We start from the raw sequence: 14278 nt of genomic DNA, 5'->3' as shown, positions 1-14278 counted from the left end.
GGTGTCCGGGGGCGTGATACCTAATAATTATAAGCCACAGGAGAGATTATGAGGTCAGTCATTGCAAAGCTCGCGGCAACTGTTGCCGTGGCCATTCTTGCCGCCGCGCCGTCCTACGCCCAGGAACGCGTCGTCAATGTCTACAACTGGTCCGATTATATCGACAGCTCGATCCTTGAGGACTTCACCAAGGAAACCGGCATCAAGGTCGTCTACGACACCTTCGATTCCAACGAGACGCTGGAAACCAAGCTGCTCGCGGGCGGCACCGGCTACGACGTCGTTGTTCCGACCGTTTCCTTCATGCAGCGCCAGATCGCTGCCGGTGTCTATCAGAAGCTCGACAAGTCGAAGCTGCCGAACCTGAAGAACATGTGGGACGTCGTCATGAAGGGCGTCGCGACCTTCGACCCCGGCAATGAATACAGCGTCGACTACATGTGGGGCACCACCGGCATTGGCTACAATGTCGACAAGGTCAAGGCCGCGCTCGGCACCGACGAGAAGCCAAACTGGGATGCGCTATTCGACCCGGCAAAGGCCGAGAAGCTCAAGGATTGCGGCATCTACATGCTGGATTCGCCGACCGACGTCATCCCGTCGGTTCTCGCCTATCTCGGCCTCGACCCGAACAGCAAGAAGCAGGCCGATCTCGACAAGGCGCAGGAAGTCCTGCTCAAGGTTCGTCCCTTCGTCCGCAAGTTCCATTCGTCCGAATATATCAGCGCGCTCGCCAACGGCGATATCTGCATCGCGCTCGGCTATTCCGGCGACATGTTCCAGGCCCGCGACCGCGCTGCCGAAGCCAAGGCCGGCGTGACGATCGACTACTCGGTTCCGAGCCAGGGCGCGCAGATCTTCTTCGACGTCTTCGGTATCCCGAAGGATGCTCCGCATGTCGAGGAAGCGCATGAGTTCATCAACTACATGATGAAGCCCGAAGTCGCGGCCAAGGCATCGAACTTCGTCTTCTACGCCAACGGCAACAAGGCCTCGCAGGAGTTCCTGGACAAGGAAGTCATCGGCGATACGGCGATCTATCCGACGCCCGAGGTCATGGCCAAGCTCTTCACGGTGCCGCCGCTCGATCCGAAAACGCAGCGCCTCGTGACACGAATCTGGACAAAGGTCGTCACCGGCCAGTAATCGAGACTTCGGCCCGGACGGCAACGCCCGGGCCTTTTATTGACGTGCCGGCCGTCGGGGGAGCGCCGGTTTCAAATTCATAATTTCGGGGAAAACCATGAAGTCTCTTGGCAATATTCGCCGCTCCTTCGCGCCCTGGGCCGATCCTGCCTCTAAGCCTTTTATCTCATTCAAGAACGTTACGAAGCGCTTCGGCGATTTCACCGCCGTCAACGATCTCAGCCTCAACATTTACCACCGCGAATTCTTCGCACTTCTCGGCGCTTCCGGCTGCGGCAAGTCCACGCTGCTGCGCATGCTGGCCGGCTTCGAGCAGCCGACCGCGGGCGAGGTCATCCTCGACGGCACCGACATGGCCGGCACGCCGCCGTACAAGCGGCCGGTCAACATGATGTTCCAGAGCTACGCGCTCTTCCCGCATATGACCGTCGAGAAGAACATCGCCTTCGGCCTGCGTCAGGACGGCATGGGTAAGGACGAGATCGCCGAGCGCGTGTCGCAGATGCTGAAGATGGTCAAGCTCGAGCAGTTCGCCTCGCGCAAGCCCAACCAGCTTTCCGGCGGCCAGCGCCAGCGCGTCGCACTCGCCCGCTCGCTTGCCAAGCGCCCGAAGGTGCTGCTGCTCGACGAGCCGCTCGGCGCACTCGACAAGAAGCTGCGCGAGGAAACCCAGTTCGAACTGATGGACCTGCAGCAGAATCTCGGCCTGACCTTCGTCGTCGTCACCCACGACCAGGAAGAGGCGATGACCATGGCAGACCGCATCGCCGTCATGAGCCACGGCAAGGTGGTGCAGGTCGCGACCCCCGCCGAGATCTACGAGGCGCCGAACTGCCGTTTCGTGGCCGACTTCATCGGCGACGTGAACATCTTCGACGGCAAGGTGATCTCCGCCGATGGCGCCAAGGTCGAGCTCGCGGTCGGTGAAGGCTTCGGCATCAAGGTCGCCACGTCGGACATGCCCGCCAAGGGCAGCAGCGCCGGCTTCGCGATCCGCCCGGAAAAGCTCCGCGTCACCCGCCAGCCGCCTGCCAACCCGACCGTCAACGCCGCCTCCGGCGAGCTCTGGGACATCGCCTATCTTGGCGACATGACGGTCTTCCACGTCAAGCTGAAGAGCGGCCAGGTGGTCAAGGCGTCGCTGCTCAATGCCCAGCGCGCCGTCGACGATCCCTTCACCTACGATCAGGAAGTCTGGGTCACCTTCGCCGAAGACGCCGGCGTGCTTTTGAAGGATTGATCATGGGCAAGCTCGGTTCAGCCGTCTACAACCGCCTGGTGATGATCGTCCCCTATGCGTGGCTTCTGATCTTCTTCCTGGCGCCGTTCTTCATCGTCTTCCGCATATCGCTGTCGGCGACGGCGATTGCCATGCCGCCCTACGAGCCGTCCTTCTCGTTCAGCGATGGCTGGGCCGGTTTCATGGAGAAGATTTCGACCTTCTCCTTCGACAATTACAGCTACCTGATAGACGACCCGCTCTATTTCAACGCCTATATATCGAGCCTGGTCATCGCCGGTGTCTCGACCTTCCTGACGCTGCTGATCGCCTATCCGATCGCTTACGGCATGGCGCAGGCGCCGCGCAGCATCCGCCCGACGCTGCTGATGCTGGTCATCCTGCCGTTCTGGACGAGCTTCCTGATCCGCGTCTATGCCTGGATCGCGATCCTCAAGCCGGAGGGACTGCTGAACCAGCTGCTGATCGGAACCGGCGTCATCGACACGCCGCTGATCATCCTGAACACCAATGTCGCCGTCTATATCGGCATCGTCTATTCCTACCTGCCGTTCATGGTGCTGCCGCTCTATTCCTCGCTCGAGAAGATGGACGGCACGCTGATCGAGGCGGCGCAGGATCTCGGCTGCACGCCGATCCGGGCTTTCTGGCGGGTCACGTTCCCGCTGTCGCTGCCGGGCGTCGTTGCCGGCTGCATGCTGGTCTTCATCCCCGCCGTCGGCGAGTTCGTCATCCCCGACCTGCTCGGCGGATCGCAGACGCTGATGATCGGCAAGACATTGTGGAACGAGTTCAACTCCAACCGCGACTGGCCGGTATCCTCGGCGGTGGCGACCATCCTTCTCTTGATCCTCGTGGTGCCGATCGTGTTCTTCCAGAATGCCCAGGCCAAAGCCGACGAGCAGGGGAGATAAGAGATGCTACGCTGGACACGCTTCAACATCATCTCGGTCACGCTCGGCTTCGCCTTTCTCTATCTGCCGATCGTGCTGCTGGTGATCTTCTCCTTCAACGAGTCGAAACTCGTCACCGTCTGGGGCGGCTTCTCGACCAAGTGGTACGTGTCGTTGATGCACAATGACGCCCTGCTGGATGCGGCCTGGGTCACTGTCCGCGTTGGCGTCCTGTCGGCAACGGCGGCGACCATCCTCGGTACGCTGGCGGCGATCACGCTGGTGCGCCACACGCGCTTCCGCGGCCGCATGCTGTTTTCGGGCATGGTCTATGCACCGCTCGTCATGCCCGAAGTCATCACCGGTCTGTCGCTGCTGCTGCTCTTCGTGGCGATCGGCCTCGACCGCGGCTTCTGGACGATCACGCTGGCGCATACGACGCTGACCATGTGCTTCGTCGCCGTCGTCGTGCAGTCACGCCTGATGAGCTTCGACCAGTCGATCGAGGAAGCGGCGCAGGATCTCGGCGCGCCGCCGGTGCGCACCTTCTTCGAGGTGACGCTGCCGATCATCGCACCGGCCGTCTTCTCGGGCTGGATCCTCGCCTTCACCCTGTCGCTGGACGATCTGGTTATCGCCAGCTTCACCTCCGGCCCGGGCGCCACGACGCTGCCGATGAGGATCTACAGCCAGGTACGATTGGGCGTGACGCCTGAGATCAACGCGGTCTGCACCATCCTGATCGCCGTCGTTGCCGTCGGCGTCATCGCGGCATCGGTGATCACCAAGCGCCGTGAAGTCCAGCGCGAACGCGATGAACGCGCTGCTGCCAACGCGCCCTGATTACTGAGCGCTGGGTGCCGGCTGCGTCAGCACCGGCACCGGCGAGATGACCGGATTGGGCCAGGAGCCGCCGATGAAGAAGGGCAGGAGCGGCAGTTCGGCAGCCCGCGTATCGTCGGTCGCCTGTAGCGAGCCGGAAAGCGCCAGCCCGTTGGATTCGTAGGGGATGATGCCGGAGAGCGTCAGCGTCTCGACGGCGCCCTTGATGCTGACGCCTTCAAGCTCTGCCGAACCAGCCGAGAAATTCGCCGTGAGCTGTGCCTCGGTGAACGGGAACGAATGGTCGCCTGCAGCGCTGAGCGGAAAAAATTTCTGCTGCGCAGACTGATTGCGGATCGCCTCGACATCGAGATTGGCGATCGAGCCGGTTCCCGCATGGAAGGTGAGCTGACCGGTCACGTCGCCGAGTCCGGCCGTCCAAAGCGGCTTTGCCGTCTTCAGGTTCAGGTCGAGTGAGCCGGTCGTCAGCGGCAACGGCCCCTTGAGCTGCAGCCGCTCGACCAGCGCGCCGAAATCCGCGCCGCGGATCGACATCTGTAACTTGCCGCCACCGTCGAAATCGCCGCGCGTTGCTTCCAGATGCGCCAGCATCGTGCCGCCCTCGAACTGGCTGTCGCCGATATCGAACTTGGCTTCGTTGCTGGAAACGATGACGCTGGCGCCGACATCCGAGAGGTTGAAGGGCGCAAGCTGCATCTCCTTGGCGGAGAAGCGCAGATCGAGATCGAGACGCTGCAACGGCCCGCCATCCGGCGTCGCGGTTTCTTCACCCGCGGCGAGGCGCAGCGCGAAGGCGTCGAAGAACGGCTTCAGGTTCATCGTGTCGAAGGCGAGCGTCCCACCGAGCTTCGCCCGGTTGTTACGCACGCTGGAAATGTCCATCACGCCGGTTGCCGTCGCGCCGTTCAGCCCGAGCGTCACATTGTTGAAGCGCAGGCCATTGGCGGCCGAGAGCACGTCGCTACTGATCGAGAAGGACTTGAGGCTCTCGATCCCCGGGATCGACTTGCCCGACCATGCAAGCAGGGCCGGCATGTCGCCGATCGTGGCGCTGATATTGCCGGAGAGACCGGTCAAGTTGGTGATGCTGCCGAGCCCCGAGAAAGAGGCGGTGACGAGGTTCGAGGCAAGCGATGCCTTCAGCTCGGTGGTCTTGCCGCCGAAGACCAGCAGCGGATTGCGCGAGGAGAAGTCGAGCTTCAGATCCTGACCCGCGGTCCGCGCAATCAGCACGGCCGACATGCCACTCGAAAGCCGTGGCCAGTTGATATCAGCCGTCACACCTTCGAAATGATAGGTTCTGGACGTCGCGAGATCGGCCACATTGAGCGTCCCGTCCTCGACGGTAATGGCGCCGACTTCGGCATCAAGCTTGCGGTCGAGTACCTGCGCATTGCCATCCTGGTGCGCGCCGTCGATCGCCTTGGCGAGTTGGCCGGCATAGGTCCAGTCGATCAGGCCCTGCTGATCACGCGTGAGCGACAGGTTGGGCCGCAGTAGATGGAATTCATGGAAGCTGGCATGGCCGCGCAGCGCCTCGATCAGGCTGAAATCGGCCGAGAGGCTGTCGATCGTGCCGAGCAGCTTGTTGCCGGCATTCGGCGGCTGGCGGATGGCGATCTGGTGCAGCGTGATGCGCGGCGTCGGCCAGAATTCGAGTTCCGGGCTGCCCTTGATCTCGGCCTTGTAGCCGGTCCAGCGCGAGAGCGCATCCTCGATGCCGGAGCGCACCATGCCCGTCGAAACCACGAAAGGTGCGGCAACGCGCAGGGCGACAAAGATCACGGCGGAAATAAGCAAGAGCAGGGTTGCGAGACGTGTAATACCCGGAAGCCAGCGGGAAACGGGGGCCATCTTTTTACGCCACTTCGGTTGTCTTGACGTACTCATGAGCTCTGCCAGTATTTTCAGTCGCTTACCCGTTAGGCGCTGATCTTGCCGGATATATGAAATACGCGCCATATGCAATTCGGACGGCCGATCGCAGAGCGCCATGCACACTTTATAATGCAGTGCAGCATGTTATATAGCGAATAAACGGGAGGAAATGGGAATGAACGACACAGTGCCGCTCTGGACGCCGTCGCGGGAGTTCATCGAGAAGAGCCCGATGTATGCCTTCATGCAGCGCTGCAACGAGGCGTTCGGCCTGTCACTTCAAGACTATGCCGGCCTGCATGCCTGGTCGATCGCCGAGCGCGAGCATTTCTGGTCCACCCTCTGGGATTTCTGCGGCGTGCGCGGCGAACGCGGCGAGCGGGTGCTGGCCGATGGCGATCTCATGCTGAAGGCGCGCTTCTTCCCCGATGCCCGGCTGAACTTCGCCGAAAACCTGCTGCGCAATAGCGGCGAGGGCGATGCTCTGATCTTTCGCGGCGAGGACAAGGTGCAGGATCGCTGGTCCTGGAACCGCCTGCACGAAACGGTCTCGAAGCTGCAGCAGGCCTACCGGGCGCTCGGCATCGGCGAGGGCGATCGTATCGCCGCGATGATGCCGAATATGCCGGAGACCATCGCCTGCATGCTGGCCGCCGCCTCGATCGGCGCGATCTGGTCCTCCTGTTCTCCTGATTTCGGCGAACAGGGCGTGCTCGACCGCTTCGGCCAGATTAACCCGAAGCTGTTCATCGCCTGCGATGCCTATTGGTATAACGGCAAGCTGCAGGATGTCTCCGCCAAGGTCGCGACGGTCGCCGGAAAATTGCAGGCGCCGTCGATGATCGTCCACTATGCCGGCGATGCCGATGCCGTGGCCGCCGCTGTAACGGACGCCAGGACTTTCGATGCGATGATCGCGCCTTATCAGGCAAAGCCGGTCGAATTCACCCAGCTGCCTTTCGCGCACCCGCTCTACATTCTCTTTTCCTCCGGCACGACCGGCGTGCCGAAATGCATCGTCCATTCGGCCGGCGGCACGCTGCTGCAGCACCTGAAGGAACATCGCCTGCATTGCGGCATCGAGCCGGGCGACAAGCTTTTCTACTTCACCACCTGCGGCTGGATGATGTGGAACTGGCTGGCGAGCGGCCTTGCTGCGGGCGCAACCCTCTGCCTCTTCGACGGCTCGCCTTTCGCTCCCGATGGCAACGTGCTCTTCGACTATGCCGAGGCCGAAAAATTTGCCATCTTCGGCACCTCGGCCAAATATATCGACGCCGTCCGCAAGAGCGGCTTGACGCCGCGCAGCAGCCATGACCTTTCGAGCCTCCGTCTGATGACCTCGACGGGATCGCCGCTCTCGCCCGAAGGCTTCACCTTCGTCTATGAAGGTATCAAGAAGGACATCCAGCTCGCCTCCATCTCCGGCGGCACGGATATCGTCTCCTGCTTCGTGCTTGGCAATCCGCTGCAGCCGGTCTGGCGCGGCGAGATCCAGGGCGCCGGTCTCGGCCTTGCGGTCGATGTCTGGAACGATGACGCAAAGCCGGTGCGCCAGGAAAAGGGCGAGCTCGTCTGCACCAAGGCATTTCCTTCCATGCCCGTCGGTTTCTGGAACGATGCCGATGGCGCCAAGTATCGCGCTGCCTATTTCGAGCGTTTCGACAATATCTGGTGCCACGGCGATTTCGCCGAATGGACGGAGCATGGCGGCCTCGTCATCCACGGCCGCTCGGATGCGACACTGAACCCGGGCGGCGTGCGCATCGGCACTGCCGAGATCTACAATCAGGTGGAGCAGATGGAAGAGGTCGCCGAGGCGCTCTGCATCGGCCAGGACTGGGATGATGACGTCCGCGTCGTGCTCTTCGTTCGCCTAGCGCCCGGGGTCGCGCTCAGCGAGGATCTGGCGAAAGCGATCAAGAACCGCATCCGCACCGGCGCCTCGCCGCGCCACGTTCCGGCAAAGATCATCGCCGTCGCCGATATCCCGCGTACCAAGTCGGGAAAGATCGTCGAGCTCGCCGTTCGCGAGGTGGTTCACGGCCGCCCCGTTAAGAACAAGGAGGCGCTCGCAAATCCTGAAGCGCTTGAGCTATTTGCGGGATTGGCAGAGTTAAACGTTTAAAGTCGCGTAAAATGCGCCCGAAACTACAAGCTTCCACCCTTCAGAGCTTCCCGGTCCCGGCAACCATTCGTTAACGGAGGTCCGTCAAAGGTGATGGCACTTGGAGCTGTGAATGATAGGCAGCTAGGAGCACTTGGCTCCCGTGACATGACGTTGAGCGACTGAGCCCCTTGTTGAACAGCACCAAACTCCAGGCAGCCTAAACCCCAGGCTGCCTTTTTTCGTTTCAGCCGGCCAGAACCCGCTGCGACGGGAAGGTGATCTCCACAAGCGTGCCTTCGTTCGGCGTCGAGTTGATCGCGAAGATCGCCCGGTTGGCATCGACCATCGCCTTGGTCAGCGGCAGGCCGAGACCGGTGCCGTCGCCGCGGTGGCGCGATTGCGCCGAGACTTGCCGGAACGGCTTCATCGCTTGGTCGAGCTCGCTGCGCGTCATGCCGATGCCGGTATCGCGAACGCGAAGCACGACGCTGCCATTGCTCTCATAGGAGGTCGAGACGACGATCTGGCCGCCCGACGGCGTGAAGCGGATGGCATTCGACAGGATGTTCAGCGCGATCTGTTTGACGGAGCGCAGGTCGGCAACGACATTCGGAACCGATTGCGACAGCGCCGTGCGGATGATCACCCGCTGCCCGTTCGCCTGCGGCTGCACCAGCGCCACGGCCTCTGACACAGCATCGTTCAGGCCGACCGAAGCGAAATCGAGATCCATCTCGCCTGCCTCGATCTTCGAGATGTCGAGCAGGTCGTTGACGATATCCAGCACATGGCGGCCGGAGCGGCCGATGTCGTTGGCATATTCGATATAGCGCGGGTGGCCGATCGGTCCGAAACGCTCGCTCGCCATCATGTCGGAGAAGCCGATGATGGCATTCAGCGGCGTGCGGATTTCGTGGCTGATGCGCGCCAGGAAATCGGTCTTGTGGGCATTGGCGGTTTCGGCCGCGCCCTTGGCGCTGCGCAGCTCGTCTTCCGTCCGCTTCCACTGGGTAATGTCGCGGATGACGGCGCAGTAGCCGCTGGAGGAGGTGAGGCGGCCCATCGTCATGAACAGCGGCACGAAACCGCCGGACGCCTCGCGGCCGATCACTTCGCGCCCGTCGTTCAGCACGCTGGCAACGCCATGGCCCGAAAGGCCGTTCAGATAGTCGAGCACCGCCTTCTGGCTTTCATGAGCGAAGAGCATGACGAAGGGTTTGCCGCGCGTTTCCTCTTCGTCGTAGTTGAAGAGCGCGCTTGCCGAGCGGTTCATCGAGCGGATATCGCCCTCGGCACCGATCACGACGACGCCATCGGTGGCCGTCTCCAGGATCGAGCGCAGTTCCTCGACTTCGACCTGCAGCTTGGCGACCTTCTCGACCATGCGGTCGGAGCGGTTTTCCTGGCGCGGCTCTTCTTCCACCTTCGCGGGCGGCACGTCCTTGGCCTCGACCGGCATCAGCGCCAGCATCAGCGCGCTCGCATCTTCCCAGCGAACCGACTGCAGCCGTGCCGTCACCGGCACCAGGCTGTCATCGGCGGTAACAAGCATCATCGCGCCCGGACGGCCGGTATTCTCTTCCAGCTCGCGGCGCTGCAGCAGCGCATCGAGACCGCCGACCTCGCCGAGCGCCTCGAGCGAGGCATAGCCGGTCAGGCGCATGAATTCCGGATTGGCATGCATCAGCTCGTCACCGGCATGGATCAGCACCGCGACCGGCAACTGATCGACGGTGTCGGAAGACAACCCGTCCGTCATCTTCACGCGCGGAGGGATGACGCTGCTCAGCATGTCGAGCGGGCTCACCGACGTTTCCGGCAGCCCCTCGGTGGCATCGTCATCGCTATCGTCGGCAACGGTCTCGTCTTCTGCTGCTTCTGCAGAAACATCATCGTTTGCGTTGGCAGCCTCGAAGCTCGCAACGTCTTCGGCGCCTGAAATCTCCTCAGCAGGAGCAGCCGTCTCGATCTCCACCGGAGCCGCATCGTTGGCAGCAGCCGGCGTTTCGGGCTGTACCGGTTCGCCGGCTTCATCTTCGGTATCGCGTACGCCAAACGCTTCGAGGCGCTTGGCGATCTCGCGGAAATTTGCCTGCTCGGCAGCGCTGAGGCCCGGTCCGGCATTGTGCAGCTGCACGATCTTGTCGGTCAGGCGGCGGCTCGGCGTTTCCGCCATGCGCAGCACCGGCGGCTCTTCGCGCGGTAGCGGGATTTCGGCAGGTGCCGGAGCTTCAGCTTCTACGGCCACATGCTCTTCAATTGCTTCGACAACCGGTTCTTCCGGTACATCGACCGGCTGGTCAAGGCTGGCAGCATCCCGGCCGATGCCATCGGGCCCGAGCGTCAGGCCAAGGGCGAGCGGATCTTCCGCCGCATCCGACAGGCGCACGACGCCGAAGCCGCGGAAGCCGTCGAATTCGCGCTGGCGCGTATAGGTCGGCAGGGCCGCGAGATCGACCGGCACGACGAGGCTCGTGCCTTCGATCGGCCAATGGATGGTCTTGCCCGACCAGGTATCGCGGCGCTCCAGCGCCTCGGCGATCTTGCCTTCGGGGTCGAGATTGAAGAGGGCGGAAATATCGCTGAAGGCAACGCCGATGACATTCGCCGCATTCGGGCCGACCGCCTCGGCAAACTCGTTCGACACTTCGCTGAAACAGCCGGCCGAATCGATCTTCCAGACAAAGCGCGTGGCGCGGCTGTTCGGCTGGAACTTGAAGCCGGAGGAGGGCGCTGCAGCAACGGCTTCAACCGGAGCCGCTTCGGCCGCGGCAACGCTCTCTTGCTCGGGCTCCTCCGAAACCGCGCTTACCGGCTCTTCTTCCGCAACATCCTCGGCAGGGGCGTCCAGAGGCTCCGCATCCAGCACGACATTCGGTTCCGGCTCGATCGCGATGGGGCCGTCGTCTTCGGCGGCAGTTGTTTCCAGCTCGGCAGCCTCGGGAAGCGTCTCTTCTTCCTCGACAGCGCCTTCCGCCAGATCCGCCTGGGCCTCTACGTCGGCAACGAGTTCTTCGACTTCAGGCTCTTCGGCAACAGGCTCCTCAGCCTCGGCGACGCTCTCCAGAACCTCTTCGACATCCTCGATGCCGGCGACCGCATTGAGCGCCTCGTCGAACTTCGGTGGCTCGATATGGTTAACGGCGGCTGTGGATAAGGCCGGTTCCGGCACTGCAGCATCGATCGGGTCGAGGTGGCCGAGCACCGTTTCGACGGCGAAAAGCAGGTTGAGGACAGGTTCGTCGCTGAGCTTGCCGACGGCGGCCGGCAGGTAGCCCTTGCCGGTCGCAACAGGGCGCTTCACCAGCCGGTCCGGATGGGCGGCGGCAAGGCCCGTCAGGCTCTTTGCGGTCTGCTGCGTGATTCCCAGAGAGGCATAGCCGGGCGAGGAGGCGATCACTTCGCCCTCGGCGCCGATCACCGCCATATGCGTATCGGGATCGTCGAGACCCTGGATCATCTGCGCCGCCGAAGCGCTGGCCGGCAAGGCCTTGCCCGCAACGGGAACCGAAAACAGGATGGCCCGCTCGCCGGTCGAAAGCGCGATGCGCTCGACCACGGCCTGCACGGGCACGCGCTGAAAGCCCTTGACGATACGGATCATCAGATTGCGGCTGTCGCCGGTCGATGTCAGCTGCCGCGCCGTCGTCTCCAGCTGGCGGAAGGTGATGTCGCCATTGCCGACGCCCTGATCGAGCAGGTCATAGACGGCTGAGTGGCCGAAAAGCTCGGCGCCGGTGCCGTTTGCCCAGAGCAGGCGGGTCAGATCGGCGGAGAACAGCACCATGGCTTCCCCGCGCGAAAAGCGCTCCCGCACCCGCTGATGCACGGCAATATCGATGAACGGGTACTGGACAGCGGGCATGGGGAACCTTGTTGCCTTCGGCCTCATTTAAATTAACGGTCTATTAATAACGATGCGCCGGAAAGGGGTCCAGCTTGAGGCCGCCTTTTCGGGCGGAAAGGTTAATGCGTTGTGCGTCGCACAATTATGTTGCAATGCACAATAAGATCGTCTATATAAGCTCTATCCAAACTAAAGGGCGTCAAACGCCCGGACTCAAGGAGCTCGCATCCATGGCTACCATAAAGACCGACGACGTTTTTTCAATGGCTGCATTCGATCCGTCCAAGTTCGCAGAATCCTTCCGCGATTTTGCTGAAAAGGGCGCACAGCAGTCCCGTGATGCCTATTCCAAGATGAAGTCTGCTGGCGAAGAAGCTGGCAAGACCCTGGAAGCCACCGTTCAGACGGCGCAGGCCGGCTCTGTCGAGATCGGCCTCAAGGCGATCGACGCCCTGCGCACCAATGCAGAAAACTCCCTGTCGCACATGGAAGCGCTCCTCGGCGTCAAGTCCATTGCCGAATTCGTCGAGCTGCAGACCGCTTTCGTCCGCAAGCAGGCCGAGCTGACCGTCGAGCAGGCAAAGTCGATGCAGGAAACCTCCAAGCAGGTTGCCGAAAAGCTGGCAAAGCCTTCCAAGGAAGCCGCTGAAAAGGTCATGGCCTCCTTCAAGGTCGCCTGATCCGCTGATCGAAAATCAAAGAAAGGCTGGACCCCTCGTCCAGCCTTTTTGTATATTGAGGGGAGATAGGGCTTGAATTAATTTTCAAGTCCTCGTATGTGACCCCCGTCGCGCCGAGCGCGGCATTGTGCGGTTGTAGCTCAGTTGGTTAGAGCGCAGGTTTGTGGCACCTGAGGTCGGAGGTTCGAGACCCCCCAACCGTACCATTTTTCCACAATAAAATGATATCTTTATGGAAGTTGCAATTTTCCCGAATTGGGTAAAGCATTCCGAAAACGGCCTTGCGGAACACGTCTGGAACATTCGATGTGTTTCGGAGCTAGTCAATCGGGCCGCCGAACGCCAATTCTCTCCGTAAAATCCTAAACGTTTTCCCACCCAAACGATTCGCCAAGGTTGGTGATTTGCCTCATGACGTGGGGCAATTTAGCGATATTGATGGCTGCTGCATCAGCGGGAGCACATCTCACCCCCGCCGTAGGAACAGGGCGCTTTGTAATCCATCATGACGGTGGGGGTAATCTCTTACGTTGTGCTACATTAGTTAAGCTCCAAGCCGCCGGGGTGGCAACACTCCGCTAACGGAATCGCGATATGCCCGTCTTGCGTGCAACGTGCAATTGGAGGCGGTCATGGGGTTTTGTAGCTATTGCGGGGAAACCGCCTCTAAGATCACCAAGGAACATTTGTGGCCGACAAAGCTACACAGCAGATTGATGACAGCAAACGACCAGCAGGAAAATGCGTTCTGGCTTAGGAAACTCGACGCCACGCTCGGGGTCGAGCCGACTATTCGTGACGTCTGTGCGCCATGCAATAATGGTTTTCTTTCGAGCCTCGATGGATACGCCTGTACCCTTTTCGATAAATCGTTTTCGAATATCGTCCAGCGCTATGAGACGGTGAAATTTGATAATGACTATCATCAGCTAAAGAGGTGGTTGCTGAAGGTTTGCTATAACTCAGCACGCGTACATGCTGCCTTTGACGTTTTCGCCTATCAACCGCTGCTGCCTTATATTCGCGGCATTTCCCAAACGACGGGCCGCTCTGTACACCTATACGCTCACTTGACATATCCGGACATGGCTCCGGCTGAAAAAGTAAAAGCCGGGGTACCGCTTCTATTCGAGCCAACAAGCAATCGAGTGGGCTTTATGGATTTTACCGTGCCACGTGTAGGTCGGAAGGTCCTACGTACCGTGCATATGCGGAGCTATTCATTTTTCCTTGCATTTTTCGAACCAAAGGAGACTGCCGCAGTTCGAAAAGATTTTGACGCTCAGTTCCTGGCGGAAATTCCCAACGCTGTTCGCCTACGGCCCTCGGACACATCTATCAGCCTAATCTGTGACGGATGGTCAGCCTGGGATTCCTTCGAAGGTTCACGAGCGAATCGGTTTGTGGTGGAGCAATAAGCAGCAGAAGAAAGGCAGGCAGGACGTTGTACCTACGCACCAAGATCGCAGCGGCCGTCGGCCTGCTATGCAGCCCGGCTATCGGCGATGCCAAGATGACGACGGCACTTCTCGACCGCCCGACGCACCATTGTGAGATTGTCGAGACCGGAAACGAATCTTGGCGCTTCAAGAACCGCTCTCAAAGCTAAAGCCGAAGAACTCTCCATCACCCGCACCTGTG

The 14278-nt window shown here is 61.1% G+C and carries 9 protein-coding genes, 1 tRNA gene and 1 pseudogene; 9 read left to right on the top strand and 2 right to left on the bottom strand.

Going from position 1 to position 14278, the window contains the following annotated elements; translation table 11 throughout:
* Window positions 1-48 precede the first annotated feature (48 nt).
* The 4 genes from ACQZ5H_RS23040 to ACQZ5H_RS23025 all read left to right on the top strand — a co-directional run bounded on the left by ACQZ5H_RS23040 (window position 49) and on the right by ACQZ5H_RS23025 (window position 4122).
* A complete protein-coding gene (locus ACQZ5H_RS23040) occupies window positions 49-1146 on the top strand; it encodes a polyamine ABC transporter substrate-binding protein (RefSeq protein ID WP_112713192.1) in 1098 nt (365 codons plus the stop codon).
* Between the two features lie 97 nt (window positions 1147-1243).
* Complete coding sequence (locus ACQZ5H_RS23035; RefSeq protein WP_449099101.1) at window positions 1244-2386, top strand: ABC transporter ATP-binding protein; 1143 nt, start codon at window positions 1244-1246, stop codon at window positions 2384-2386.
* 2 nt (window positions 2387-2388) lie between these two features.
* Window positions 2389-3300: an ABC transporter permease subunit gene (locus tag ACQZ5H_RS23030; RefSeq protein WP_449099100.1), complete on the top strand. Its 912-nt coding sequence runs from the start codon at window positions 2389-2391 to the stop codon at window positions 3298-3300.
* Between the two features lie 3 nt (window positions 3301-3303).
* Window positions 3304-4122 (top strand): ABC transporter permease, encoded by an 819-nt coding sequence (locus ACQZ5H_RS23025; RefSeq protein ID WP_112713186.1) that lies wholly within the window; start codon window positions 3304-3306, stop codon window positions 4120-4122.
* On the opposite strand, the gene ACQZ5H_RS23020 is transcribed toward ACQZ5H_RS23025, so the two are convergent.
* On the bottom strand, window positions 4123-6012 hold the full coding sequence (locus ACQZ5H_RS23020) for an AsmA family protein (protein WP_449099099.1): 1890 nt from the start codon (window positions 6010-6012) through the stop codon (window positions 4123-4125). It lies immediately after the preceding gene.
* A 163-nt stretch (window positions 6013-6175) separates the two neighbouring features.
* Here ACQZ5H_RS23020 and ACQZ5H_RS23015 point away from each other — a divergent pair, with 163 nt between their 5' ends.
* Window positions 6176-8128: an acetoacetate--CoA ligase gene (locus ACQZ5H_RS23015; RefSeq protein WP_449099098.1), complete on the top strand. Its 1953-nt coding sequence runs from the start codon at window positions 6176-6178 to the stop codon at window positions 8126-8128.
* 226 nt (window positions 8129-8354) lie between these two features.
* Here ACQZ5H_RS23015 and ACQZ5H_RS23010 read toward each other — a convergent pair whose 3' ends face one another.
* The gene (locus ACQZ5H_RS23010; RefSeq protein WP_449099097.1) at window positions 8355-11975 is read right to left on the bottom strand and encodes an ATP-binding protein; all 3621 of its coding nucleotides are present in this window, start codon (window positions 11973-11975) and stop codon (window positions 8355-8357) included.
* Between the two features lie 212 nt (window positions 11976-12187).
* Here ACQZ5H_RS23010 and ACQZ5H_RS23005 point away from each other — a divergent pair, with 212 nt between their 5' ends.
* From ACQZ5H_RS23005 to ACQZ5H_RS22990, 4 genes and pseudogenes are all read left to right on the top strand, one after another.
* Window positions 12188-12637 (top strand): phasin, encoded by a 450-nt coding sequence (locus ACQZ5H_RS23005; protein WP_112713178.1) that lies wholly within the window; start codon window positions 12188-12190, stop codon window positions 12635-12637.
* A gap of 129 nt (window positions 12638-12766) precedes the next feature.
* A tRNA-His gene (locus tag ACQZ5H_RS23000) sits at window positions 12767-12843 on the top strand.
* 510 nt (window positions 12844-13353) lie between these two features.
* Entirely contained in the window at window positions 13354-14055 is a 702-nt protein-coding gene (locus ACQZ5H_RS22995) for a hypothetical protein (RefSeq protein WP_449099096.1), read from the top strand.
* 26 nt (window positions 14056-14081) lie between these two features.
* Window positions 14082-14246: pseudogene (locus ACQZ5H_RS22990) on the top strand (ATP-binding protein); the annotation flags it as partial.
* Between the last annotated feature and the right edge of the window lie 32 nt (window positions 14247-14278).

The organism is Rhizobium sp. 21-4511-3d, from assembly GCF_053522545.1.
Note: the sequence above shows the minus strand (reverse complement) of the source record. Positions and strands in the feature narration are given on the sequence as shown.